The 25858-nt window shown below is 64.4% G+C and carries 24 protein-coding genes; 14 read left to right on the forward strand and 10 right to left on the reverse strand.

Going from position 1 to position 25858, the window contains the following annotated elements; translation table 11 throughout:
- Nucleotides 1–92: 92 nt before the first annotated feature.
- From O9Z70_RS10870 to O9Z70_RS10905, 8 genes are all read right to left on the reverse strand, one after another.
- A complete protein-coding gene (locus O9Z70_RS10870) occupies nucleotides 93–581 on the reverse strand; it encodes a YciE/YciF ferroxidase family protein (protein ID WP_286018840.1) in 489 nt (162 codons plus the stop codon).
- A 90-nt stretch (nucleotides 582–671) separates the two neighbouring features.
- Nucleotides 672–1100 carry a hypothetical protein gene (locus O9Z70_RS10875; RefSeq protein ID WP_286018841.1) on the reverse strand — a complete coding sequence of 143 codons (429 nt, stop codon included), beginning with the start codon at nucleotides 1098–1100 and terminating at the stop codon, nucleotides 672–674.
- 64 nt (nucleotides 1101–1164) lie between these two features.
- Nucleotides 1165–1893 carry a FadR/GntR family transcriptional regulator gene (locus O9Z70_RS10880; protein WP_286018842.1) on the reverse strand — a complete coding sequence of 243 codons (729 nt, stop codon included), beginning with the start codon at nucleotides 1891–1893 and terminating at the stop codon, nucleotides 1165–1167.
- Between the two features lies 1 nt (nucleotide 1894).
- On the reverse strand, nucleotides 1895–2872 hold the full coding sequence (yjfF, locus tag O9Z70_RS10885; RefSeq protein WP_286018843.1) for a galactofuranose ABC transporter, permease protein YjfF: 978 nt from the start codon (nucleotides 2870–2872) through the stop codon (nucleotides 1895–1897).
- Entirely contained in the window at nucleotides 2869–3873 is a 1005-nt protein-coding gene (locus tag O9Z70_RS10890) for an ABC transporter permease (protein ID WP_286018844.1), read from the reverse strand. The genes yjfF and O9Z70_RS10890 overlap by 4 nt, the downstream gene beginning before the upstream one ends.
- Complete coding sequence (locus O9Z70_RS10895) at nucleotides 3870–5384, reverse strand: sugar ABC transporter ATP-binding protein (protein ID WP_286018845.1); 1515 nt, start codon at nucleotides 5382–5384, stop codon at nucleotides 3870–3872. The genes O9Z70_RS10890 and O9Z70_RS10895 overlap by 4 nt, the downstream gene beginning before the upstream one ends.
- A gap of 91 nt (nucleotides 5385–5475) precedes the next feature.
- Entirely contained in the window at nucleotides 5476–6438 is a 963-nt protein-coding gene (gene ytfQ / locus O9Z70_RS10900; RefSeq protein WP_502870196.1) for a galactofuranose ABC transporter, galactofuranose-binding protein YtfQ, read from the reverse strand.
- Between the two features lie 184 nt (nucleotides 6439–6622).
- A complete protein-coding gene (locus tag O9Z70_RS10905; RefSeq protein WP_286018847.1) occupies nucleotides 6623–7576 on the reverse strand; it encodes a nucleoside hydrolase in 954 nt (317 codons plus the stop codon).
- Between the two features lie 147 nt (nucleotides 7577–7723).
- Between O9Z70_RS10905 and fgd the strand changes: the two genes are divergently transcribed.
- From fgd to O9Z70_RS10935, 6 genes are all read left to right on the forward strand, one after another.
- A complete protein-coding gene (gene fgd, locus O9Z70_RS10910; RefSeq protein WP_286018848.1) occupies nucleotides 7724–8725 on the forward strand; it encodes a glucose-6-phosphate dehydrogenase (coenzyme-F420) in 1002 nt (333 codons plus the stop codon).
- Nucleotides 8726–8945: 220 nt separating this feature from the next.
- Nucleotides 8946–9758 (forward strand): coenzyme F420-0:L-glutamate ligase, encoded by an 813-nt coding sequence (cofE, locus tag O9Z70_RS10915; protein ID WP_286018849.1) that lies wholly within the window; start codon nucleotides 8946–8948, stop codon nucleotides 9756–9758.
- 83 nt (nucleotides 9759–9841) lie between these two features.
- Complete coding sequence (locus tag O9Z70_RS10920) at nucleotides 9842–10762, forward strand: putative F420-0 ABC transporter substrate-binding protein (RefSeq protein ID WP_286018850.1); 921 nt, start codon at nucleotides 9842–9844, stop codon at nucleotides 10760–10762.
- A gap of 114 nt (nucleotides 10763–10876) precedes the next feature.
- A complete protein-coding gene (locus O9Z70_RS10925; protein WP_286018851.1) occupies nucleotides 10877–11878 on the forward strand; it encodes a putative F420-0 ABC transporter permease subunit in 1002 nt (333 codons plus the stop codon).
- A complete protein-coding gene (locus O9Z70_RS10930; protein ID WP_286018852.1) occupies nucleotides 11875–12678 on the forward strand; it encodes an ABC transporter ATP-binding protein in 804 nt (267 codons plus the stop codon). Before O9Z70_RS10925 ends, O9Z70_RS10930 begins: the two co-directional genes overlap by 4 nt.
- A gap of 74 nt (nucleotides 12679–12752) precedes the next feature.
- Nucleotides 12753–13754, forward strand: coding sequence for a TIGR03842 family LLM class F420-dependent oxidoreductase (locus O9Z70_RS10935; protein ID WP_286018853.1), 1002 nt, complete (start codon nucleotides 12753–12755; stop codon nucleotides 13752–13754).
- Between the two features lie 219 nt (nucleotides 13755–13973).
- Here the strand turns inward: O9Z70_RS10935 and O9Z70_RS10940 are convergent, their stop codons facing one another.
- Both O9Z70_RS10940 and O9Z70_RS10945 read right to left on the reverse strand, forming a co-directional pair.
- The gene (locus O9Z70_RS10940) at nucleotides 13974–15890 is read right to left on the reverse strand and encodes a DUF5054 domain-containing protein (RefSeq protein WP_286018854.1); all 1917 of its coding nucleotides are present in this window, start codon (nucleotides 15888–15890) and stop codon (nucleotides 13974–13976) included.
- Nucleotides 15891–15901: 11 nt separating this feature from the next.
- Nucleotides 15902–16936, reverse strand: coding sequence for a LacI family DNA-binding transcriptional regulator (locus tag O9Z70_RS10945; protein WP_286018855.1), 1035 nt, complete (start codon nucleotides 16934–16936; stop codon nucleotides 15902–15904).
- Between the two features lie 307 nt (nucleotides 16937–17243).
- On the opposite strand from O9Z70_RS10945, the gene O9Z70_RS10950 reads away from it, so the two are divergent.
- The 8 genes from O9Z70_RS10950 (at nucleotide 17244) to O9Z70_RS10985 (ending at nucleotide 25814) form a co-directional block, all read left to right on the forward strand.
- Entirely contained in the window at nucleotides 17244–18590 is a 1347-nt protein-coding gene (locus tag O9Z70_RS10950) for an extracellular solute-binding protein (protein ID WP_286018856.1), read from the forward strand.
- A 203-nt stretch (nucleotides 18591–18793) separates the two neighbouring features.
- On the forward strand, nucleotides 18794–19741 hold the full coding sequence (locus O9Z70_RS10955) for a carbohydrate ABC transporter permease (RefSeq protein WP_286018857.1): 948 nt from the start codon (nucleotides 18794–18796) through the stop codon (nucleotides 19739–19741).
- A 10-nt stretch (nucleotides 19742–19751) separates the two neighbouring features.
- Nucleotides 19752–20582, forward strand: coding sequence for a carbohydrate ABC transporter permease (locus O9Z70_RS10960; RefSeq protein WP_286018858.1), 831 nt, complete (start codon nucleotides 19752–19754; stop codon nucleotides 20580–20582).
- Nucleotides 20583–20586: 4 nt separating this feature from the next.
- Nucleotides 20587–21690, forward strand: a complete 1104-nt coding sequence (locus O9Z70_RS10965) for an ABC transporter ATP-binding protein (RefSeq protein WP_286018859.1) — start codon at nucleotides 20587–20589, stop codon at nucleotides 21688–21690.
- Between the two features lie 186 nt (nucleotides 21691–21876).
- Entirely contained in the window at nucleotides 21877–23277 is a 1401-nt protein-coding gene (locus tag O9Z70_RS10970) for a CehA/McbA family metallohydrolase (protein ID WP_286018860.1), read from the forward strand.
- Between the two features lie 168 nt (nucleotides 23278–23445).
- Nucleotides 23446–24300, forward strand: a complete 855-nt coding sequence (locus O9Z70_RS10975; RefSeq protein WP_286021996.1) for a sugar phosphate isomerase/epimerase family protein — start codon at nucleotides 23446–23448, stop codon at nucleotides 24298–24300.
- Nucleotides 24297–25373 (forward strand): Gfo/Idh/MocA family protein, encoded by a 1077-nt coding sequence (locus tag O9Z70_RS10980; RefSeq protein ID WP_286018861.1) that lies wholly within the window; start codon nucleotides 24297–24299, stop codon nucleotides 25371–25373. The genes O9Z70_RS10975 and O9Z70_RS10980 overlap by 4 nt, the downstream gene beginning before the upstream one ends.
- A 132-nt stretch (nucleotides 25374–25505) precedes the next feature.
- Complete coding sequence (locus O9Z70_RS10985) at nucleotides 25506–25814, forward strand: hypothetical protein (protein WP_286018862.1); 309 nt, start codon at nucleotides 25506–25508, stop codon at nucleotides 25812–25814.
- Nucleotides 25815–25858 lie beyond the last annotated feature (44 nt).

Genomic DNA, 25858 nt, shown 5'->3' on the forward strand with positions numbered 1-25858 from the left:
GCGCGGTCCGGCGCGATCAGTCCAAACCACGCTCGTCACCCTCGCGCTCGACGCGAGGGTTCTTTTTTCTGAATCCGTCGCAAGCTCCGGCCTCATGCGGCCTGCAAGTTCACCGAGCTCTTGGCCAGCATGGTCAGTTTCTCGTCCGTCGCTTCCTCTTCCTTGAGCGTGGTGAGGAACAGGTCGAGCGCTTCCTTGTGGCCCAGTTGCTTGGCCCAGGTCGCCAGCGTTCCGTAACGGGCGATCTCGTAATGCTCGACCGCCTGGGCGGCGGAAATCAGGCCCGCATCGAGCGCCGAAGTGCCCTTGAAATCGTCCATGATTTCCTTGCCCTCGTCGAGAATGCCGAGGATGGCGTCGCAAGTCTTGCCGCGCGGGGCCTTGCCCAGCAGTTCGAACACCTGTTCCAGCCGCTCCACATGTATTTCGGTCTCGGCGCGATGCTGCTCGAAGCCGGCGCGCAGCTCTTCGGAACTGGCCGCCTTGGCCATTTTGGGCAGGGCTTTGAGAATCTGCCGCTCGGCGTAATAGATGTCCTTGAGCGTATCGAGGAAAAGATCGTCCAATTGCTTGTCAGCCATTTGTCTTCAGCTCCGATTGCATGAGTGATGACGCTGGACCTGCAACGGACGGCCGAAAGCGAAGTTCCCGCACCGATAAAATAGCCCCGCTTATTGAACCTGAAACAGGCTGCGGTGATAGGCCAATGCCGATCGGTCGGGCCAGAGCGCCGGATCGGCCGGCAGGCGGAGCTTTCGCGGCGGCGGCGGCACATTGCCGGGCGGATCGAGCAATTCGGGCCGCGCGATATAGGCTTCATAATCGTCATTGATCATAAGCACGCCCCGGCGCAGCAGGTCGGCGGCCCCTATTTCCACCACCAGAGCATTGCCCGGAACCAGCAGGCCGCGATGCGACAGGGGCTGAAACAGCATGACGTCCAGATCGGGATGCGGCAATATATCGGCCGGGGCGAATGCGCGCCCGGTGACGGCGCAGCGATGGCCGTATAGCCCGAGCAGCGAAGTGGCGAACACCACATGCTCATCCGCCGCTATCGGGCGCCCGAACCTCTCATCGAATCCGCCATTATCCGTCATGGCGCCTCCCGTCCATACGGAAAGCATCCTACGGATAGCCACGAAGTTCAACGTCGAACCGGACTCAATAAACCTGCCGCCGATCCAGAAGCCTGCAGGTTTCGAACAGCGCCACGGACGCCTCGACATCGCCCGCTTCGACAGCGGCGGTGACCTCCGCGAACAGGCCCGCCGATTGCGCGCGGTAAGCGGCGCCGGACAGCGCGCCGTCCCGGGTCAGCGCCAGGGCCAGCGTCAGTTCCACCACCCCGATCACCGAACGCAGCAGCATGTCCTGGGCGCTGTCGGCGATGATGCCATGCACTTCCAGGCAGGCCAGGCCGAACTGCTCGATGCTGTCGCCGGCCGTTTCCATCTGGTGGCACCAATATTTGAGCAGGCGCACATGCTCGGCCGTGCGGTGCCGCGCCGCCAGCGCGATCATCGGCTCTTCCAGCACGGCGCGGGCGCGGAACAGGCTTTCATAGAAGGCCGGATCGGGCGCCGCCTCGAAATGCCAGGCCAGCACCTGCGGATCGAAGAAGTTCCAGCGGCTGCGCGGGGAAACCCGAGTGCCCACTTTGGGGCGGGCTTCCACCAGCCCCTTGGCCTCGAGCGTCTTCAGCGCCTCGCGCAGAACCGTGCGCGAGACGCCATAGCGCTCCATCATCACCGCGTCGCTCGCCAGCACCGACCCGATGGGAAACTGGCCTGTGACGATTGCCTGGCCGATTTCGTTGATGACGAAGGTGTGGAAGTTTCGTGCAGCGCGTCGCCCGGACAACGAGCGGATAAGGCTGCCTGTTTCGATCATGCTAGCTCTTCTCGGTCACCTTTTCTCCCGGTGCCGAGGCCGCAAAGATCAACCGCTGCAACACGATGAACAGGAACAGCAGCACACCGATGACGATTTTGGTCCACCAGCTGGACAATGTCCCGTCAAAAATAATGTAGGTCTGCACCAATCCGAGCAACATGACCCCGATAAAGGTGCCGAGCACGAAGCCATAACCGCCGGTGAGCAGCGTTCCCCCGATGACGACCGCGCTGATCGCGTCGAGCTCGACGCCCAGCGCCGCCAGCGGATAGCCGGCCGAAGTATAAAGCGAAAAGACGATTCCCGCCAAGGCGGCCAGCACGCTGGACAGCATATAGACGCTGATCGTGGTGCGGGCCACCGGCACCCCCATCAGCGACGCCGAGACCGGATTGCCGCCCAGCGCATAGACATAGGAGCCGAATTTGGTGCGGTGCGCCAAAAGCGCCCCGACGATGAAGACGGCGACCATGCTCAACCCGATGAAACTCAGCCGCCCGCCGCCCGGCAGGCGGATCATGACGCTGGAAATCCAGCTGTAGAATTCATGATTGATGGGCACCGAATCCTGGGTGATGACCGAGGCGCCGCCCCGCGCCAGGAACATGCCGGCCAGGGTGACGATGAAGGACGGCACTTGCAGGAAATGCACCGCCATCCCCATGACGCCGCCGAAAATGGCCGCCACCAGCAGCGCGACGGCGAAGGCCGACAGGGGATGAAAACCGGCCCACGAGATCAGCACCGCGACGAGCACGCCGGTGAACCCGATCACCGCCCCGACCGAGAGATCGATGCCCCCCGACAGGATCACGAAGGTCATGCCGACGGCGGCGATGCCCAGAAACGCATTGTCGGTGAGGAAATTGCCCAATACCCGCGTCGAGAACATGCCGGGAAACTGCATGACGCTCAGCGAATAGGCGATGATGAAGATCACCGCCGTGGCCAAAAGGGGGCGCAGGGAACGGCTCATTTGTCAGCCTCCTGGACCACGGGGCGCAACCGGGCCGGGAACAGCTTCCCCGCCAGCGGCGATTGGATGATCAGGACGAGGAAAATCAGCCCCGCCTTGACGATGAGGTTGAATTCCGGCCGGAAGCCCGAGACCAGGATGCCGGTATTCATCGCCTGGATGATGATGGCGCCGATCACCGCCAGCGGCACCGAGAAGCGCCCGCCCAGCAGCGAAGTGCCGCCGATGACCACCGCGAGAATGGCGTCGAGCTCCAGCCACAGCCCGGCATTATTGGCGTCGGCGCCGCGGATGTCCCCGGCGACGATGATGCCCGCCACCGCCGCGCAGAGACCGGACAGTCCATAGACCAGCATCAGCAGCATGCGACTGCTGATGCCGGCAAGGCTCGCCGCCGCCCGATTGACGCCCACCGCCTCGATGAACAGCCCGATGGCCGTTCGCCGCACCAGCAGCGTCACCAGGATCAACAGCGCGATGGCGATCACCACCGCCATGGGCAGGCCGAGAAACGACCCCGTGCCAATGAAGATCAGCACCGGATCGTTGAAGGTGACGATGAAACCCTGGGTGATGAGCTGGGCAATGCCGCGTCCCGCCACCATCAGCACCAGCGTGGCGACGATTGGCTGGATATCGAGTACTGCCACCAGGAAGCCGTTCCACAAGCCGCAGAGCAGGCCCACACTGAGAGCGGCGGCGACGGCGACCGGCGCCGGGTAGCCGGCCACCACCATGGTCGCCGCCACCGCCCCGGCCATGGCCATGACAGCGCCGACCGACAGGTCCACCCCCTTGGTGGCGATGACCCCGACCATGCCGATGGCCAGGATCGCCACCGGCGCCCCGCGATTGAGCACGTCGATCAGGCTGCCGAACAGGCGACCGTCCTGGATGGTGATGCGGAAGAAATTGGGAAACAATATCCAGTTGATCAACAGCACGCCGGCCAGCGCCAGCAATTGCGGATTGGCCAGCCGGGTCAGAATGCGCCGCGTCATGAAGCGGGACCCTCGTGATGATTGGCGATCGCCTGCACGATGACGCCGGGATTGATATCCTTGCCGGAAAGCTCGGCGACCAATTCGCGGTCGCGCATCACCACGATGCGCGAGGAATAGGCGACGACTTCATCGAGTTCGGAGGAAATGACCACCAGCGCCAGCCCCTCGTCGCGCAGGCGATTGATGGTGCGCACGATTTCGGCATGCGCGCCCACATCGATGCCGCGCGTCGGCTCGTCGAGAATGAGGAAGATCGGGTCCGTCGCCAGCCAGCGCGACAGGATCACCTTCTGCTGGTTGCCGCCGGACAGCAGCTTGACCGGCATGTCGAGCGAGGCGGCGCGGATATCCATGGCCTCGCCGAACCGGCCGGCAATGTCCATCTGCTCGTCGCGATTGAGGGCGCTGAACCAGCCCAGCTTGCCCTGCAAGGCGATGATGATGTTCTCGCGCACGGACAGATCGCCGAGAATTCCCTCGGCCTTACGGTCCTCCGGGCAGAAGCCGAAGCCGCGGGAAATGGCGTCGCCGGGCCGGGCCAGGGCGATGGGCCGCCCATCCATATGCACCTCGCCCTCATCGGCGGCGTCGGCGCCGAACATGATGCGGGCCATTTCGGTGCGGCCCGAGCCGAGCAGCCCGGCCACGCCGACCACCTCGCCCTTGTGGATGGTCAGGTCGAACGGATGCACGCTGCGCTTGCGGCCATAGGATTTGAAGTCCAGCAGCACCTCGCCCACCGGCCGCGCGTCCTGAAGCCCCGTCGCGCCGGAAAAGGCCACGTCCTTGCCCAGCATCAGCCGCACCACATCGGTGCGGGTCATGTCGTCCAGCGCCCGCGTCTCCACCAGCTTGCCATTGCGCAGGATGGTCACGCGGTCGGCCAGCGCGAAGACCTGTTCGAGGAAATGGGTGATGAAGATGATGGCGAGGCCTTTGGCCCTGAGATCGCGGATGATCTCGAACAGGCGCTCGACCTCGTTGCGGTCGAGGCTGGCCGTCGGCTCGTCGAGAATGAGCACCTTGCCCGACAATTCCACCGCCCGGGCAATGGCGATGATCTGCTGCACCGCCACCGAATGGGCCCCCAATTCGCTGGCCGGATCGATGGCGAGCCCGTAGCGCTGAAGGACATCGCGCGATTCCCGCTCCATCCGGCGCCGGTCGACCAGCCCGAATCTTGTCGGCTGGTGGCCGAGAAACAGGTTCTCCGCCACCGACCTGTTGGGCACCAGGTTCACTTCCTGATAGACGGTGCCGATGCCGTGCTTCTGCGCCTGTTGCGGATTGTCGAGGCTGACCGGCGCGCCACCGGCCAGCACCGTGCCGCCATCGGGCTGATAGGCCCCGGTGAGAATCTTGATCAGGGTGGACTTGCCGGCGCCGTTCTCGCCGAGCAGGGCATGGATTTCTCCGGCCCGCAGACCGAAATTGATATTGTCGAGCGCCACATGATTGCCGAAGACCTTGATGATCCCGCGCGCTTCCAGCGCATAATCTGCGCCCATTATCCCTCCCTGCCGGTTCGCACCGGTCTATCGCCTGGCATTCCCTCCCCCTCAAGGGGGAGGGAGGCCATTCACTTGCATGGCGATCTTATCAATATCCGAGGCCCTTGCGGCGCTCATATTCGCCGGACGGATCGTCGGCTGCAGTATAGAGCTTGGACTCGGTGATGATGAACTTCTCGGGCTCGGTGCCATCGGCCCAATAGGCGGCCAGGGCGTCGAAGGCCGGGCCGGCCATGTTCGGCGTCAATTCCACCGTGGCATTGGCCTCGCCGGCCGCGATGGCGGTGAAGATGTCCGGCACGGCGTCGATGGAGAGCACGAGGATATCGGTGCCCGGCTTGAGGCCGGCATCGCGGATCGCCTGAATGGCGCCCACCGCCATATCGTCATTATGCGCATAGACCGCGCAGAGATCGGCACCGCCATTTTCCGCCTTGAGGAAGCCCTCCATGACTTCCTTGCCCTTGGAGCGGGTGAAGTCGCCGGTCTGGCTGCGCACGATGGAGATATTGTCGGCGCCGGCAATGGCTTCTTCGAAGCCCTTCTTGCGGTTGATGGCCGGGCTGGAGCCGACCGTGCCCTGCAATTCGACCACTTTGCACTCATCCGCGCCGACATTGTTCACCAGCCATTCGCCGGCTGCCCGGCCTTCCAGCACCTGGTCCGACATCACGGCGGTCATATAGAGGTCTTCCGGCGCCTCGATGCCGCGGTCGAGCAGCAGCACCGGAATTTCCGCTTCCTTGGCCTCGCCGAGCACTTCGTCCCAGCCGGTCTCGACCACCGGGGCGATGAGAATGGCGTCGACACCCTGGGCGATGAAGCCGCGAATGGCCTTGATCTGGTTTTCCTGCTTCTGCTGAGCGTCGGCGAATTTGAGGTCGACGCCGCGCGCTTCGGCTTCCTGGCGGGTCACCGAGGTTTCGGCGGCGCGCCAGCCCGATTCCGAGCCGATCTGCGAAAAACCCACCACCTTGCCGGAAATATCCTGGGCCAGGGCGGCGGAAGACAAGGCAGTAGCGAGGCTCGCCGCGAGGGCGAGCTTGGTCATGATGCTCACGATGGATCCTCCCAAAAGCCGTCCGGCGTTTCTCGCCTCGGACGGTCAGAGGACGCTACATAAAGTACTATTATATGTAAAGTGGCTTTATGCGCACGAAAAACGGCATCGTCCCGCCCGGAACAATGCCGTTAATCCTCAATGGCTTGGACCAGGCCCGCCGCGTCTGCTGCGCTCAGTTCCGTCCCACCGTCCGCCGGTAATGCTCCAGCACCCTGGCGCTGTCGACGCCGGTGCAGATCGTCTGGCTCGGCCGTCCGGCCCAGAGGGGATGGCCGCCCTTGCGGCTTTCCGGCATCTGCGCCGTCTGCCCCACGGCCAGGCCCTCGCGAATGACCACCACCGGCCCGCGCCGCGTTTCGAACCATTCGGGATGCAGCGCATAGGTCACCGCCAGCAGATCGTGCCCGACCACGCCGGACAGGCCCATGACCTCATTGTAGAACCTGGCATAATGCCCGCACATCTGGCGCAGCAATTCGCCATTGGCGCCGGCCTCGTCGGCGAGGACCGCAAGATATTCTGTGTCGAGGATGATATCGTGGGTCACGTCCAGCCCCACCGCCACGACCGGCCATTCCGCCGCGAATATCTCGTCCGCCGCCACCGGATCGCCATGGATATTGGCCTCGGCCAGCGGGGTGACATTGCCACTGCGCCCCTGATAGCCGAAGGCGCCGCCCATGATGACGACCTGCTTGGCCAGCCCGGCCACGTCCGGAGCCTCGCGCAGCGCCAGCGCCAGATTGGTCATGCGTCCCACCGCGATGATGGTCACCTCGCCCGGATGCGCCCTGAGCGTGTCGATGATGAAGCGGCTGGCCGCGCCCGGCTGCAAACCGGTTTCATCCACGGCCGGAATGACGATATCGCCCAGCCCGTTATGACCATGCACGATCGCCGGCTCGGCCTTGACGACGCCATCCAGCGTCTGCCCCGCCCCGGCTATAACCGGCGCGGTGAGGCCGAATTGCTGGCGCAGGAACAGCGCATTGCGCGTCACCGCGGCGATATCGGCATTGCCCACCACGCTGGTAATGCCCAGCAGTTCGATTTCCGGCAGCTTGCTGAGATAGAGCAGCGCCATGGCATCGTCGATGCCGGGATCGGTGTCAAAAATGACTTTCATGCAATTGGCCCGTTGATCGTCAGGGGATAATCTCTATCCGCTTATGGTCTTGTCATGCTGCCCCTCTAACATGAAGCCGCTTGACTATCGATGTTTTTTGACCAAACGATCAAAAAAATAAACCGTCGACGCTCGGGAGGGAAAACCATGCGGTTCGGCTATAAGGCATCGTCAGAGCAATTCGGCCCCAACGACCTCCTGCGCTTCGCGGTTGAGGCCGAACAGGCCGGCTTCGATTCCGTTTTCGTCTCCGACCATTTCCAGCCCTGGAAGCACACCGACGGCCACGCGCCTTTCGCGCCGGGCTGGATGTCGGCGGTCCTGGCCCGCACCGAAAAGATCGTCCTCGGCACTTCGGTGCTGACGCCGACCTTCCGCCTGCATCCCACCGTGACCGCCCACGCCTTCGGCACCATGGGCGCCATGTTTCCCGGCCGCGTCATCCTCGGCGTCGGCACCGGCGAATCGCTCAACGAAGTGCCCGCCACCGGCATGGCCTGGCCCGAGCTCAAGGAGCGCTCCGCCCGCCTGCGCGAAGCGGTCAAGCTCATCCGCCAGCTCTGGCGCGAGGATCGTGTCTCCTTCGAGGGTGAATATTACCGGACCGTCAACGCCACCATCTACGACAAGCCCGCCGAGCCCGTGCCGATCTACATCGCCGCCGGCGGCCCGCTCAATGCCAGATATGCCGGCCGCGCCGGCGATGGCTTCATCTGCACCTCCGGCAAGGGCGCCGAACTCTATACCGAGCAATTGCTGCCCAATGTCGAAGCCGGGCGCGCCGAAAGCGAACTGGCCGGCAAGCCTTTCGAGCGCATGATCGAGGTGAAGGTCTCCTTCGACACCGATCCCGACCGCGCCCTAGAGGACACCCGCAACTGGGCCGCCCTCTCCCTTTCCGCCGAGGAAAAGCATTCGGTGCAGGACCCCGAGGAAATGGAACGCCTCGCCGAGGCCCTGCCCATCGAGCGCGTCGCCAAGCGCTGGATCGTCTCCTCCGACCCCGACGAGCATGTCGCGGCCATCCAGACCTATATCGACTATGGCTTCGACCACCTGGTCTTCCACGCCCCCGGAACCGATCAGAGCCGGTTTATCGGGCTTTACGCCAAGGAGATCTTGCCACGGCTGAAGAAATCGGTGGGGTGAAAATGCACAAACATCCTCCCTTGCAAACGAATGCATATTTCGCGCATTCCAAGGCTGGCTTTAAGCGGCACGACAGGCTCCTTCGCCCCCTCCCCCTTGAGGGGAGGGCCGGGGTGGGGGTGCTGCGGTTTCTACATAATCGGCAGTTTCGCCGTTGCTCCGACACCCCCATTCTCGATCCCTCCCCTCAAGGGGGAGGGAGGCGCAGGAGCCTCCAGCCATGATTCCCCGTCTCGCCGTCTGGGGCATTCCCGGCCTGCCCGAAATCGCTGCCGGTGACGATCTCGTCGCCCTGATTGCTACCGCCATCCAGGCGCAGGCCGCCGCCGATCCCGACCTTACCCTCCGATCCGGCGACATCCTCGTCATCACCTCCAAGATCGTCAGCAAATCCGAGGGCATGCAGGTGCCCGCCGCCGAGCGCGAACAGGCCATCGCCGCCGATACGGTGCGCGTCGTCGCCGAACGCGTGCATCCCGGCGGCACCTTCCGTATCGTCGAGACCCGCCAGGGCCTGGTCATGGCCGCCGCCGGCATCGACATGTCCAATGTCCCCGAAGGCATGGCCCTGCGCCTGCCCGCCGATCCCGACGCCTCGGCCCGTGCCCTCTGCGCCGGCCTGCGGGACAAGCTCGGCGTCGATATCGGCCTCATCATCACCGACACGATCGGCCGGGCCTGGCGCGTCGGCCAGACCGACATGGCCATCGGCGCCGCCGGCCTGCAATTGACCGACGATCTGCGCGGCGCCGACGACGCCAATGGCCGGCCCCTGCACGTCACCCAGGCGGTGATCGCCGACGAGATCGCCGGCGCCGCCGATCTGGTCAAGGGCAAGACCACCGGCATTCCCGTCGCCGTGGTGCGCGGCCTCGCCCGCTTCGTCCGCGATCTCGACGCTCCCGGCGCCCGCAGCCTCACCCGCACCGGCGACGACGACATGTTCCGCTTCGGCAGCGCCGAGGCCTATCGCCTCGGCTACGAAGCGGCGCTGGCGGAGATGAAGAACAAGACCAGGCAGCGTCAGGAATGATGATGCGCGCACCAAGATGGTTACCAACCGCATTTGCCCAGAGAAACGGAGGTTCCCGCTTTCGCGGCAATGACACCATGCGCATGGCCATGTTGGGCGCGCTTCTGGCGCTCGCTCTCCCCGCCCAGGCCGCCACCACCTATCCCCTGACGCTCGACAATTGCGGCGTCGCCGTCACCTTTCCCGCCGCCCCCCGGCGCGTCGTCACCATCAAATCCACCGCCACCGAATTGCTGCTCTCGCTCGGCCTGGGCGATAATATCGTCGGTGTGGGTTTCCAGGATGGCCCCCTGCCCGAGCACCTCGCTACCGACCTGCCAGTGCTTTCCGAAAAGCTGCCCAGCCAGGAAGTCGCGCTCGAAGCCGAGCCCGATTTCATCTATGGCGGCTGGGAGAGCAATTTCGCCGCCGATGGCGCGGGCGAGCGCTCCACGCTGGCGCGTTTGGGCGTCGCCACCTATGTCGCCCCCCCCGCCTGCCGCAGCGTCCAGCCGCCCAGGCTGACCTTCGAGGCCCTGTTCGCCGAGATCGCCGAAATGGGCCGGATTTTCGACATCGAGGACACCGCCAATGCCCTCATCGCCGAACAGCAGGCCGTGCTCGACGACATCGACGCCGACCGGCGCGGCCTCACCGCCCTCTGGTATTCCTCCGGCATCAAGACGCCCTATGTCGGCGCCGGCAACAATGCCCCCGCCATGATCATGCAGGCTTTGGGCCTCGCCAATATCTATGCCGATGTCGACGATGGCTGGACCTCGGCCAGTTGGGAGGCCATTGTCGACGCCAATCCCGACATCATCGTGCTGGTCGACGCCGTCTGGAATTCGGCCGAACAGAAAAAGCTTCTGCTGGCCGAAAATCCCATCACCAGCCAATTGGACGCGGTGATCCACCAGCGCTACCTGATCATTCCGTTCCCGGCCGCCGAAGCCGGCATACGCAACGTCCCGGCCACTGCCGACATGGCGGCGCAATTGGCGAGGCTGGATTTCGCGGAATGAGCGGGCCCGCCCAATGAGCTTTGTCCATTTCGCGCCCGCTGCTGCCGTATTTTTTCTCGGTGTCACCCCCGCGCAAGCGGGAATGACGCCGCGGCCAAGTCTGGCAACCTCGCCTTGAGCCGCCTCTCCCTCCCCGCCCTCGTCGTCCTGCTCGTCGTCAGCGCCACCGCCGCTGTCGCCTTCGGCCCGGCCGACATCACCCCGCAGGAGGTCTGGTCGGTCATTCTCCACCATCTTGGCCTCATTCCCGAAAGCCCGGTCTCCCGCCTGCGCGACGCCATTGTCTGGGAATTGCGCCTGCCCCGCGTCCTCACCGCCCTCGGCGTCGGCGCCGGCCTGGCTCTCGCCGGCACCATCATGCAGGCCCTGACCCGCAATCCCCTGGCCGATCCCTATCTGCTCGGCCTCTCCTCCGGCGCCGCGCTCGGCGCTGTGCTCTTTCTTCTCGGCGGCTTCGCCCTGCTCATGCCGCTCGGCGCCTTTCTCGGCAGCCTCGGCGCGCTGGCCCTGGCCCTGCTCATCGCCGGCCTGCTTGGCGGCGCCACGCCCTCCCGCGCCATTCTCGCTGGCATCTGCATTTCCGCCCTCGCCTCGGCCGCCACCTCCTATCTGATCTTCTGGTCGGCCACCGGCGATTCCTATCGCGAAATCCTCTCCTGGCTGATGGGCTCGCTCTCCGGCGCGGTCTGGTCCGATGCCGGCCTCGTCCTCGCCGCCCTGGCGCTCTGCGCCCCCGTCATCCTCCTGTCCGGCCGGGCGCTCGACGCCTTCGCCTTCGGCGACAATGCCGCCGTCGCCCTCGGCATCGACGTGCCGCGGCTGCGCTGGACCCTGCTCGGCGCCACGGCTTTGCTCACCGGCATCATGGTGGCCATTGGCGGCGCCATCGGCTTTGTCGGCTTGGTCGTGCCCCATGCGGTGCGCCTCGCCACCGGCTCGCGCCACCGCCGATTGCTGCCCCATGCCATGCTGGTTGGCGCCATCTTCATGCTATGGACCGACACCGCTGCCCGCACCCTGTTCGATCCGCGCGAATTGCCCGTCGGCATCATCACCGCCCTGATCGGCGCGCCGGTCTTCCTCTTCGTCCTCCTGCGCTATCGGCGGATCACATGAGCCTCGATATCGACGATCTTTCCGTCGCCCGGGGCGGCAAAGCCATCCTCTCGGCCATTTCCTTCACCGCCCCGTCCGGTGCCGTGACCGGACTTATCGGCCCCAATGGCGCGGGAAAATCCACCCTGCTGACCGCCCTGCTCGGGCTCGTCCTCTCGTCGGGCACGGCGCGCTTTGCCGGCGCCGACCTGCCCGGGATGAAGCGCCGCGACCGGGCGCGCCTGCTCGCCTATGTCGAGCAATCCGCCAATACCGAGGAACGCCTCACCGTCCGGGACGTGGTCGCCCTGGGCCGCATCCCGTTCCAATCGGCTTTTGCCACAGCCGGCGCGCCGGAAGACCGGGCCATCATCGCCGCAGCGCTCGAGGATACCGGCATGGCGGCCTTTGCCCATCGCCGTTTCGACACCCTTTCCGGCGGCGAGCAGCAGCGGGTGCATATCGCCCGCGCCCTGGCCCAGCAGCCGCGCCTGCTCCTGCTCGACGAGCCCACCAGCCATCTCGACATCAGCGCCCAATTGCAATTGCTGGCCCTGCTGCGCCGCAAGGCCGCCGCCGGCACTATTGTGCTGCTGGCCCTGCACGACCTCAATCTCGCCGCCCGCTATTGCGATCATCTGCTGGTCCTGCATGCTGGCAGGCTCGCCGCCGCAGGCCCGCCCGCCGAAGTGCTGACGCCCGCCCTGCTGCGCCAGGTCTATGGCGTCCGCGCCCGCCTGCTGCCCGATCCCGCCTCCGGCCGCCCCCTGATCGTCTATGACGACGCCGCTGCCGCAACGTCTCCATACAATCCCGATTGACAATCCAGCGCCAGCCGCCCAAAAATTTGATCGACTGGTCAAATTTCAGACCGACAAGGGAGCTTAGGGACATCATGGAATTCGGGATCACCTTCAAGGGCTTCGTCGAAGCCGAGCGGGCGCGCTATCTGGTGCGCGCCGCCGAATATGCGGGCTTTTCCTATTGCTGGTTCTATGACAGCCACATTCTCTGGCGCGATTGCTACGCCGCCATCGCCATGTGCATGGAACACACCACCGATATGCGCTTCGGCCCGCTGGTGACCAATCCCGATGTGCGCGACTGGTCGGTCGCCGCCTCCATTTTCGGCTCGCTCTCCAAGCAGTCGGGCGGCCGCTTCGATCTCGCCGTGGGGCGCGGCGACAGTTCCATGCGCGTCATGGGCAAGAAGCCGGCCACCCTCAAGCGCGTCGCCGAATTCATCGACAAGACCAAGGCCATGGTGCGCGGCGAGGAAGTCAGCTATGGCGACATCCCCGCCGCGGTGAAATTCCCCTGGGCCATCGGCCACGACATGCCCAGCTGGATCGCCGCCTATGGCCCGCTGGCGCTCAAGACCGCCGGCGAACACGCCGATGGCGTCGTCTTGCAGATCGCCGATCCGGGCCTGTGCAAATGGTTCACCGACCAATGTATCGAAGCCGGCAAGGCGGCGGGCAAGGACATGGCCAATTTCCGCTCCATGGCCGCCGCCCCCGCCTATTTCGGCGACAAGAAGCGCGCCATCGAACATGTGAAATGGTTCCCGGCCATGGTCGGCAACCACGTCGCCGACATCGTCGAGAAATACGGCGCCGACAGCGACAAGGTGCCCGCCAGCCTCACCTCCTATATCGAAAAGCGCCGCGGCTACGACTATTCCAAGCACGGCCAGGCCGATAATCCCTATCTCGACTTCATCACCGACGATGTGGTGGAAAGCTTCTGCGTGCTGGGCGAGCCCGACGAGCACATCGCCAAGGTCCGCGATCTCGAAGCCGCCGGCATCACCCAGTTCAACATCTATCTCGACTCGGGCGACGAGGAAGAAGTCATCGCCAATTACGGCCGCCACGTGATCCCGGCATTTCGCTGAGCACGGCCCGTCCCACCGGCAAAGCATCGGCTCCTGCATTCCCCTCCCCCTTGAGGGGAGGGCATCGCATATGGACCGAGCGGCCATGAGCTTGGCCCGATCATCGCTCGTCACCCTCGCGCTCGACGCGAAGGTCCTTGTTTATGGAAGCTGCCGCAAGAGCCCTCGCGTCGAGCGCGAGGGTGACGAGCCATAGACGATAGCCCTGGTCTTGAGGACCTACCCCAGCTCCACCACAAACCGGAACACCGCGCTCCCCTCCCACCACATGGGGAAATTGGTGCCCCATTTATTATTGTAGAGGTTGAACCTCAGCCCCGCCCCGAAATCGGGGATTTCCGGCTGGAACGGCATGAACGGCGCTGCCGCCGGCATCGCCAGGGCGCTGTCCAGCGGCGTCATGGTCACCTGCCCGTTCCGCACCGCCTCGACCGCCTGCAATTGCCCGCCGCCGCGGCGCACCACGTTGTCGCCCCGGTTCCACAGGCCCAGCTTGCGCAATTCCCAGCCCTCGCCGCCCGCCGGCGTCAGGTTCAGGAACCCCGCTTCCGGCATGCGATTGGCCGGCTTGTCGCGCAGCACCAGCATCAGTTCGAGCCGGTTTTCATCCAGGCCGCGAATGGCGATATCGACGCGGCGCGGCGCGCCCAATTGCGCTTGCGCTTCTTCCGGCATCTGGCCCGACGCCACCCGCCCGGAGCCATCCACCCCCAGATGCAGCGGCGCGAAACATGCAGTCCGCGCCGTCTTCGCCGTGGCCAGTCCCGGCTTGTCATGGTCGAGAACCGCCCATTCCTGCCGGTGTTGCAGATAGGTGTCGAGGTGGCGCTGCAATTCGGCCCAGTCATAGCTTTCGTGGCGATAGCCGATCAGGCTGCCGCCCATCCCTTCCAGCACACGCCCGCCCGGCGAGCTCAGCCGCACGATATCGCCGCTCGCCGCATCGAGTTCCGCCGTCCAGCCGCCATCGCGCAGCGTCGTGCCGGCTACGGGCGCGGCTTCCGGCGCCACGACCAACGCCGCCAATGCCGCATCGGCTTCCGCCCGATCCGCCGGCCCCAAAGCCGCCAGCGCCGTCTCGATATAGGCCCGCTGCTCGGCCCAGGATTGCTCGGCATAGGCAAAGCGGTAATCGGTTCGGCGCGCCGCCTCGAAATCCGCCCGGTCCCAGGCGGTCTCGTCGCGCAGATAGGTCTTGATATCGACGCCCCAGGTATGTTCGGCCACCAGCGCCAGGCCGCGCCCGAAAGCCAGCCGTTCCGGCGTCAGCGTCCCGGCCCAGCCGGTATGGAGCCGCGACAGCGCCCGATAGCGCGCCAGCTTTTCCGGATCGCTGCCGGTGCCGTGGATCCAGCTATCGCCGATTTCCTGGGTCACCACCGGGAAGCTCTCGCGCCGCGCCCACATTTCGGCGCCGAAGGCATCGAGCGTCGAGGCGCGGATTTCCGTCTCGGGAAATTCATGGTGGATATGGCGCAACACCTCCACCGTCTGCGCCACGCTTTGCGGCCCGATATTGTCATTGGTATGGGCGAAGCTGAGGCCGATATCCTTGCCGGCCGGAAAGTCGGTGGCCCCATAGGAGCCTTGATACATCACCACCACTTCCTCGCCCGAAGGCGCCTGCCAACGGAAGATCGGCGGCACATCGGGCACCGGGCTGGCCGTGTTCACCCCCAGATGCAGGAAGTTTATGCCCGCCTCGGCCAGCAGCGGCACCATGCCCAGCGTATGGCCCGGCACATCGGTCATCTTGGCGGCGACGGTCCGTTTCCCGAACCTTTTGTCGAGCTCGCTCGCATAGGAGAGGCCGGCGCGGAACAGGGCCGGGCTCATCAGCTCGGTATGGGTGGTGAACGGCAATCCATGCCAGGCGATCAGCCCGCGCTCGATCGCCTGTTCCAGCAGCCGCACCTTTTCGGGGGCCTGCGAATTGAGATGGTCCCAGATCAGCCAGGCGCCGGTGGTCCAGACAAAGGCCGGCGCGTCGGGATTTTCATTGAAGAAATGCGCGCCCGTGGCGATGGCCTGCGGAATGAACTGGTCATGATATTGCCGGCGCACGGGCCCGGCATGGTCGGTGAACCCGATATCGAGATGGGTCTTGAAGACCAGGTGGATGAGAGGTGTCGTCATGAATGTTCCGGTCAGCCCACCGTGCTGCGCACGACCAGGCGGGTATTGAGGGTTTCTTCCAGCGCCGGCATGCCGGGATCGCTGAGGCGTCGCAGGATCAGCCGCACCAGCGCCCTGACGCGCTCGTCCAGGTCGAATTTCACCGTGGTGAGATTGTAGCTTTTCCAATGCGACTGGGCGATGTCGTCGAAGCCGACCACCTTGACGTCTTCCGGCACGCGCAGGCCCAGTTCGTGCCGCAGCGCATCGAGCACGCCGAACGCGCCCACGTCATTGGCGGCGAAAATGGCATCAGCGCCGCCATGCAGCCGAAACAGGTCGAGCGTGGCCGCATAGGCCATGTCATAGCTGAAATCGCCGGCCACCACGATAGGCGGCGGCAGGTCGCGCGCCGCCATCACCGAGCGCAGCATCTTCTCGCGCGCCGTATTGGCGCGGGATTTGTCGAGGCCGGAGACATAGGCGATCCGTTGCGCGCCATAGCCCTGCAACAGCGCCACCGCCTGCTCGATGCCGTTGCGCTGCAAGACATTGAGCCGGTCATAAAGCGGCTCGGCCGCCGGCGGCACTTCGTCGGGATGGGGATAATGCACATAGATCGGCACGGCCCGGTCGAGAAACCGCACCAGCGTCGCCGGCTTGACGTTCTCGACGAAGGCGATCACCGAATCCGGATTGAAGCCGCGCATATAGGCCAGCAGCTTCTCGTCCATGCTGTAATCGGTGCGGGTCTTGAACAGCAGCGTCGCAAAGCCCTCGGCCTGCAAGGCCGTGGTCAGGGCATCGATTTCCTGGCTTTCCCAATGGCTGCACACATCCGGCACGATGACGCCGATCAAATGGCTGCGCCCGCTCACCAGCGCCCTTGCGGCGCGGTCCGGCGTGTAATTCAGTTCCTGGGCGATGCGCAGGATCAGCTCGCGCTTTTCCGGCTTGAGGGACGCACCCGGATTGAAGGCGCGCGACACGGCCACCCGCGAAACCTTGGCGCGTGCGGCGACCATTTCCGCCGTCGCCCGCCCATTGGGCAGCTGCTGATCGGACAAATGTCCCTCCCATCATCCGTCGGGATGAAAACGTGTTCATTTTCTGGCGCGGCGCACCGGCACTGTCAAGGTAGCGCCCGGGACAAGCGTGGGCAAATTCAATTCGAATTGTCATGAGAACGTCGCAGAAAGCCGACACTTTCGCCCGGCGCTTCCCCGCGCCACTTTTTAACAGGCGAATTCTCCGCATTGACAGAAAGTGAAAACGTGTTCAACCTGATCGGGCCTATATCATCCGCCTGAGTGGATCGATGCGGGCCAAACCGGCTACCGGAGAATTCGGAGCCATCCACAGGGAGGTATTGCCATGAGCAATCGTCTGCGCAGCCTTGCGCTTGGTCTTGTCGGCGCCACGGCGCTCGCCACGCCCGCTTTTGCCGTTGATCTCGACATCACCTGCCGCTGCGTCATCGGCGGCGTGAACTCCGCTACCGCCGAATGGCTCGAAGAGAGCGTCATTCCGGCTTTCGAAGCGGCCAATCCGGATATCAGCGTCACCCTCAACCAGTTCGGCGGCGAAGACGCCCAGCTCACCCAGCAGCTGGCGCTCGATTTCTCCACCGGCGCCGGCCCGGACATTACCGGTTTCGACGGCTTCCTCATTCCCTCCTTCGCCGAAGGCGGCCTGCTCAAGTCGCTCGACGAGCTGGTCGGCGACGACTACGCCAATTGGGAAGGCTGGGAGCATATCTCCCCTGGCATCCGCTCCATCCTCTCCTATGAGGGCGAGACCTATGGCGTGGGCCTGGGCACCGATGTGCGCATGCTCTTCGTGCGCACCGACCTGCTCGACCAGGCCGGCATCGACGCCGCCTCCTGGCAGCCCTCCTCCTGGGACGACGTGCTCGACGCTGCCCGCAAGCTCAAGGAATCCGGCGTCGAAGCCCCGTTCCAGCTCAATGCCGGCGTCGCCATGGGCGAAGCCACCACCATGCAGGGCTATTGGATGGCTCTCCTGGGCACCGGCGAAGGCGTCACCGACGCCGAAGGCAAATATATCGTCGAGAGCAAAGGCATTCTCGACACCCTCGACCTCTACAAGACCGTCTATGTCGATGAAGGCCTGGGCGACCAGCGCGCCCAGCTGCTGGCCGATGGCCGCAACCGCTCCTTCGCCAATTTCCGCGATGGCAAGACCGCCATGCTGGTCGAGGGCGACTGGTTCTATCGCGCGGTCACCTCGCCGGGCGCCGAATTCGAGGTTGCCGACCGCGACAATGTCATGGACTGGAAGAAGATGCCGGCCCAGGAGCCGGGCGCCGGCTGGAACGGCCAGGACTTCGTCTCGGTTTCCGGCGGCACCGGCTATGTGATCAACCCGAACACCGACAGCCCGCAGGAAGCCTGGCAGTTCCTCGCCTTCATGATGAGCCAGGAACAGATGACCGCCTTCCAGGATTACCAGCCGGGCATTCGTTCGCGTTCGGACGTGCCGATCCCAGATTCGCCCTTCCTGACCGAAACCAGCCAGGCACTGCTGCCGCTGACCACGGCGCGTCCCAACGACGCCAATTACAATTCGGTCAGCCAGGAAATCCAGCGCATGACCGAAGCCGTGGTTTCCGGCGAACTCTCGCCCGAAGAGGCCATGGCCCAGTACAAGAGCGCCGTCATCGCCATCGTCGGTGAAGAAAACACGGTCAGCCTGCTCTAGAGCTCCCTCGGCCGCCCGGCGCCCTTCGGGGTGCCGGGCACCTTTGTCAAGCACAGCATTGCCGGCTCCCTCGCCCCTCCCCCCTGCGGGGAGGGCTGGGGAGCGGGTGATCGTGCAAGCTCGGATCGTTCGGCAGGAGCCGCGCGACCCTCTCCCCCGGCCCCTCCCCGCAAGGGGGAGGGAATGGATGCCGCGAGACCGCCATGACCACCGAAACCATCCAGACCTCCCCCCGGCGCAAGGGCCGCAATTTCGCCCTGCTCTCCTCGCGCGCCGGCGCCGCCTTCCTCACGCCGGCCGGCATTCTGGTATCGCTTTTCGTCATCGTGCCGTTCTTCTGGGTGATCTTCGTTTCCTTCACCAACCGCACCCTGCTCGGCCGCACCGCCCTCAATCCCGAATTCGTCGGTCTCGCCAATTATCTGGCGCTGTTCGATCCGGCGACCTTCTTCCAGCGCGGCCAGTTCGGCTTCTCGCTGATCCTGACCACCCAGTTCGTGCTGGCTTCGGCGCTGATCGGCCAGGCGCTGCTCGGCCTGCTGCTCGCCTGGCTGATCCAGACCGTGCCGCCGACCGTCAAGCGCATCACCGAAACCTTCGTCATCGCCGCCTGGATCCTGCCCGAAGTGGTCATCGGCTTTGCCTGGTTCGCCTTTCTCGACCGCGATGCCGGCACCCTCAACATGATCCTGACCAGCATCGGCTTCCCGCCCGGGGACTACCTGCTCGATTCCCCCTTCTGGGTCATCGTCGTCTTCAATACCTGGCGCGGCGCCGCCTTTTCGATGATGCTGTTCAATTCGGCCTTCTCCTCCATTCCGCCCTCCTATTTCCAGGCGGCGGACGTGGCCGGCGCTTCCTCCTGGCAGAAATTCCGCGATATCGGCCTGCCGCTCATTCGCGGCCATATCGTCACCGACCTGATCCTCATCACCATGTGGACCTTCAACACCTTCACCCCCTTCCTGCTCACCAATGGCGGGCCGAGCTACCGGACCGAACTGGTCTCCATCTACAATTACCGCGTCGCCTTCCAGGACTTCCAGTTCGGCAAGGGCGCTGCCGTCGGCGTCATCATGATGCTGATCAATCTGGCCTTCGCACTGGTCTATCTGAGCATAGGCCGCAAGAAAAAAGCGCCGAAGACCTGAGGACAATGCCATGAAGCTGACCTTCCCCGCCCTGTTCGGACGCATCGCCTTCTCGGCCCTGGCCACCATTATCGGCATCATCTTCGCGCTGCCGCTGCTCTGGTTCCTGTTCGCGCCCTTCAATGCCCGCGCCGAATTGGGCCTGGCCCTGCCCGATCCCTGGACGCTCGCCAATTTCATGACCGTCTTCGGCAATTCCTTTGCCATGCAGGCCTTGTGGAACAGCTTCATCCAGGCCGTGGGCGGGGTCATTCTCGTCGGCGCGGCGGCCACGCTCGCCGCCTATGCCCTCTCCCGCTCCTCCATCCCCGGCAAGGGCGCCGTCACCTATATCCTCTTGCTCTTTTCCTCGGTGGTCTCGGGCTCGGCCGCCATGGTGCCGATCTTTCTCATCGTGTCCTCGATGGGCCTGATGGACACGCATCTGGCGGTCATCCTCACCTTTGCCGGCGGTCTCCTGCCCACGGCCATGTTCATCCTGCGCGATTTCATCGACGGCATTCCCAAATCCTACGAGGAAAGCGCCATGGTGGCCGGCGCTTCGCCGGTCCAGGCCTTTTTCGATGTCGCCCTGCCGGTCATCCGCCCCGGCATCGTCGTCATCGTCGTCTGGAGCTTCGTCAATATCTGGGGCAGCTTCCTCATCCCCTTCATCCTGCTGCGCTCCAGCGCCAACATGCCGGCCGCCGTCGCCATCTATTCCTTCTATTCGGAGGCCGGCACCCCGGTCGTGACGCTCTTGGCGGCCTATTCGCTCATCTATTCGCTGCCCGTCGTGGCACTCTATCTCTTCGTCAGCTGGAGGTTCGGCTTCCGGTTCTTCGGCGGCATCAAGGCGTAAATCCATGGCATCTGTTGAATTCAAGAACGTCACAAAGAGCTTCGGCGAGTTCAAGGCCGTCAGCGATGTCAGCTTCGATATCGGCGACGGGGAATTCGTCTGCCTGCTCGGCCCCTCGGGCTGCGGCAAGACCACCTCGCTGCGCATGATGGCCGGCCTCGAAACCCCGACCTCGGGCCGGATTCTCATCGGCGGCGAGGAGGTGACCCATCTCCATCCCAAGGATCGCAACATCGCCATGGTGTTCCAGGATTATGCGCTCTATCCGCATATGAACCTGGCCGACAATATCGCGTATCCGCTCAAGGTGCGCGGAGAGCCCGTCGAAAAGCGCCATGGCCGCGCCAGGGAAGTGGCCGACGTGCTCAAGATCGGCCATCTGATGGACCGCCTGCCCAGCCAGATTTCCGGCGGCCAGCAGCAGCGCACCTCGCTGGCCCGCGCTCTGGTCTATCCGGCAAGGGTCTATCTGTTCGACGAGCCGCTTTCCAATCTCGACGCCAAGCTGCGTCTCGAAGCCCGTGGCTTCCTCAACCATTTGCAGCGCGACATGGGCATGACCGCCGTTTACGTCACCCATGACCAGGCCGAGGCCATGGCGCTGGCCACCCGCATCGCCGTCATGGATCACGGCCGCATCGTGCAATATGCCTCGCCCATCGAAATCTATCGCCGCCCCACCACCACCTTCGTCGCCAATTTCGTCGGCAACCCGCCGATGAACCTGGTCGAGGTCGAAGGCAGGCAGGGCGACGGCCAGCTCCAGCTCCAGGCCGATGGCCTCACCATCGCCGCCCTGCCCATGGCCGACGCCATCGGCAAGGCCCTGTCCGCCGGCAGCAAGCTCACCCTCGGCGTCCGCCCCGAACATCTCCACATCGCCGCGCCCGACGCCGCCAACACCATCACCGCCCCGCTCTTCGCCAACGAGAATATGGGCCCCGAAAGCCTCGTCACCGTCGATCGCGGCGAAGGCGCCCGCGTCACCGCCCGCATCTTCACCGACGACCATCTCGATCTCGGCGACAATGTCACCCTCAGCTTCACCGCCGAACACGTCCACCTGTTCGACAGCGCCGGCATGCGCATCCCGGCGGCGGGGGAGTGATTTGCCTGCCCTCCGCCACACCACAGGCAGCGCCTCCCCCTCCCCCTTGAGGGGAAGGGTTAGGGGTGGGGGTGCCGGCCCATCCTCGAATCCGAATGAGCTTTTAAGCGCCCTCAACCCGCAGCACCCCCACCCTCGTTCCCTCCCCCCAAGGAGGAGGGAGGCGACGGACCGATTGTTCCCGTCATGACCAAAATCACCACCCGCATCACCCGCGCCGACCAGTCAGCGAACCCCTATTTCTACATCCCCTTCACCGTGCCTGAGGGCACGACCCGCATCGACGTCGCCCTCGCCTATCCAAAGGCCGAGGATTGTGTCATCGACCTCGGCGCCTTCGACCCGCGCGATGCGGGCTATCCCACCCCGGACGGTTTTCGCGGCTGGAGCGGCGGCGCTCGCGATAGCTTTTTCATCGCCACGGATGACGCCACGCCCGGCTATATCCATGGCGACATCCAGCCCGGCACCTGGAACGTCATTCTCGGGCTCTACAAAGTCCCCGAAGCCGGCGCCGAGGCGATCGTCACCATCACGCTCGACGCCGCCCCCCGCGCCCTCGCCCCCCAGCCCGCCCGCACCTGGCCCGTGCGCCAGAAAGCCGGCTGGTACAAGGGCGACCTGCATTGCCACACCTATCATTCCGACGCCCGCGGTGCCCCCGAATTGCTGCATGAAGCCGCGAGGCAGGCCGGCCTCGATTTCCTCGCCGTGGCCGACCACAACACCATTACCCAGCGCCGCTATTTCCATCCCAATTCATCGCCCGATCTGGTCTTCGTCCGCGCCATGGAAGTCACCACCGCCATCGGCCATGCCAATGTCTATGGCGTCGATGACTGGATCGACTTCCGCATGACCCGGCCCTCCGACGCCCATGTGCTGGAAAAGCTGGTGCATGACAAAGGCGGCCTGCTCTCCATCAACCACGACAAGCCCACCATTCCCTGGGATTACGATTTCCCCGTCGCCGATTGCCAGGAGGTCTGGCAATCCACCTGGCTGGCCTGGAACTGGGTCTCGCTGGAGCGCTATCAGCAGCGCCTCGCCGCCGGCATGAAGCTCTCGGCCATCGGCGGCTCCGATTATCACCAGCCCGACCGGGTCCTGCCTGAAGGTCCGCTGGTCCTCGCCCGCCCCACCACCATGCTCTGGCTGCCCGAACTGTCCGAGGACGCCATTCTCGCCGCCATGAAATCCGGCCATGGCTACATCACCGAAAGCCCCACCGGCCCGCATCTGGAAATCCACGTCGGCAACGCCGTCATGGGCGACACGCTATCTGCGCTTCCGGAAGTCACCGTGATCGTGCACGGCGCGCCGGGCGACCAGCTTGTCCTGATCGACGCCACCGGGCCCGTCGCCACGCTGGAGATCGACAGCGACGACTGGCAGGCTACCATCCCGGTCGACCCGCAAAAATTCCTCCGCGCCGAAATCATCGCCAAGGCCAGCCGCAGCGATCTCATCGCCCAATTCACCGCCGCCCTCGACGGCCGCGACCTCCCCTGGCAACTCCAGGGTGCCGATTTGGCCGAACAACCCGTCCGCCGCGCATTGAGCAATCCGATCTATGTGCGCGGCTAATCAGGCTTTTGCTGCGGGTGCGGCTCCTTCGCCTCCCTCCCCCTGGAGGGGCGAGATCGAGAATGGGGGTGTCGGAGCATCCTCCAATGCCGCTCTGAACAAAACCCGCAGCAGCCCTATCCCTAACCCCTCCCCTCAAAGGGAAGGGGAACAGAACGAGTGACCCAAATGCTCATCGCCAACGCGCCCTGTTCCTGGGGCATCAATTATCCCAATGGCAATTCCTATTCCTGGCAGCAATATCTCGATGAGGTGGCCCAGGCCGGCTATCGCGGTACCGAGCTTGGCCCCTTCGGCTTCCTGCCCAAAGACGCCGCCCTGCTCAAGGACGAGCTGGCCGGGCGCGACCTGACGCTGATCGGCGCCACCCATGTCCACACTTTGGGCGATGCCGGCTCCGCCCCCGCCTTCATGACGACGCTAAGGGACCTCTCGAAACTTCTCGTCTCGCTCGACGCCGGCCACCTCGTCATCATGGATGAAAGCAATTTCTATCCCGAAGGAAGAGAAGGCGTGCTCGACGCCGCCGGCTGGAGCGGCCTGGTCACCATGGTCCGCGAGGCCCAGAAACTGGTCGAAGGCGAATATGGGCTCAAGCTCAGCTTCCACCCTCATGTCGGCACCGCCGTCGAAAAGGAAGCGCAGATCGATCGCCTCTTGGCCGAAACCGAAATCGACCTCTGTTTCGACACTGGCCATCACGCCTTCTGGGATCAGGACCCCCTCGCCTATATGGACAAGGTCTTTTCCCGCATCGCCTATATGCATCTGAAAAATGTCGATCCGAAAGTCCGCGCCCGCGTGCTCTCGGGCGAGCTGTCGATTGCCGCCTCCTACGGCGCCGGCGTCATGTGCCCCCTGCCCGATGGCGCCGTCGATATCCAGGCGATCATGCGCCTGCTCGCCGACCGCAGCTTCTCCGGCCCCATCGTGGTCGAGCAGGACGTCGCCGCCAATGCCGCCGAGACCCCGCTGCAGCTCGCTGCCCGCAACCTCGCTTATATGAACGGGATCAATTCATGACCGCTCCCCTCAAGGTCGGCCTGATCGGTCTGGGCGAAGTCGCCCAGCTCATGCACCTGCCATTGCTCGCCGACGACAAGCGTTTTTCCATCGCCGCGATCAGCGATGTGTCGCCCAGTCTCCTCAACTACGTCGCGGTGCGTTATGGCGTCGGCAAGCTACACCCAAATGCTAACAGTCTGTTAACCGATCCGGGTGTGGATGCGGTTTTCATCCTGACGCCGGACCACCTGCATGCCGAGCTGCTGGAAGCAGCCATTCGCTCGGGAAAACACGTCTTCATCGAAAAGCCCGCCTGCCTCACCGCCGGCCAGCTCGCGCCGATCCTGGCCATGCCGCGCCGGCCCGGACAGGTGGTTTTCGTCGGCTATATGCGCCGCTTCTCCCGCGCATTCCTCGAACTCAAGCAGCGCCTGCCGCCGCTTGAAACCATCCGCCATGTCCGCATCCGCGACATCATCCGCGAAGCGCCCTTCTTCGTCGCGCAGACCCGTAACATCTTCAAGCCAAACGATATTTCGCCCGAGCTCATCGCCGAAGGCCGGGCCAAAACGCAAGCCATGCTGCGCTCCGTCATGGGCGAGGATTGCCCTCCCGACGCCCTGCGCGCCTATCAGGTTCTGACCGGCCTGGCCTCGCACAGCTTCTCGGCCATGCGCGATCTCCTGGGGCCGCCCCAAGGGGTGCGCTATGCCCATCAGCACCATGGCGAAACCGTCATCGCCCTCTTCGATTACGGCCATTTCACCGCCCTCTACGAGGCCGTCATCGACGACGTCTCCCGCTTCGACGCCGGCATCGAAGTGCTGACCCAGACCCAGCATTTCAAGATGAATTACGATACCCCCTATATCCGTAACCTCCCGACACGCCTCGAAATTACCACCTCGTCGGCCACGGAAACCGGCACCGAAATCATCGGCCCGATCTACGAAGATCCCTTCCGCATTGAGCTCAATGCCTTCCTCGACAGCGTGCAAAACGGCACCCCTAACAAGACCAGCCTCGAGGATTCCATGGCCGATCTCGAACTTTTCGCCGCGGTCAGCCGCCACTTCCACCAAACCGTCTGACGCATCCGCACTTCCGCAGGTCAGGTGTTGCGCAGCGTCGGCAAACCCGAAATGTTTGTCGGACGCTGACCGCCCCCTTTTAGCCCGCTATCGCGCCGATAATGCGCCTGTGTCAGCCGAAGGAGAAGTGCAATGAACGTGTCGAACCTGCAGCTTCAGGGGCTTTATATCGTCCTCGCCGGCATTTTCGAAGGTCTGGTCAGCAAGGGTGTGCTGACCCGGGAAGAGCTCGACCTGGCCCTGTCGCGCGCCGAACAGGCAGCTTTAGGCGAAGAGAGGTCGATGGAAGACCTGAACCCGGCCAGCCGGGACGCCCTGGCCTTTCCGGCCCGCCTGCTGAGACTGGCGAACAGCGAAGCGCAAAATGGCGAACTGGCCTCGTTCTCCGCGCTGGCGCGCCTGGTCGGGCAGACCAAGGGACATTATCCGGACGAAGAATAGCTCGCTTTTTTAAGAAGTGATCGGCGCTCGGTGAAGCGCGGAGG

The organism is Devosia sp. YIM 151766 (assembly GCF_030285925.1).
GTDB lineage: Bacteria > Pseudomonadota > Alphaproteobacteria > Rhizobiales > Devosiaceae > Devosia.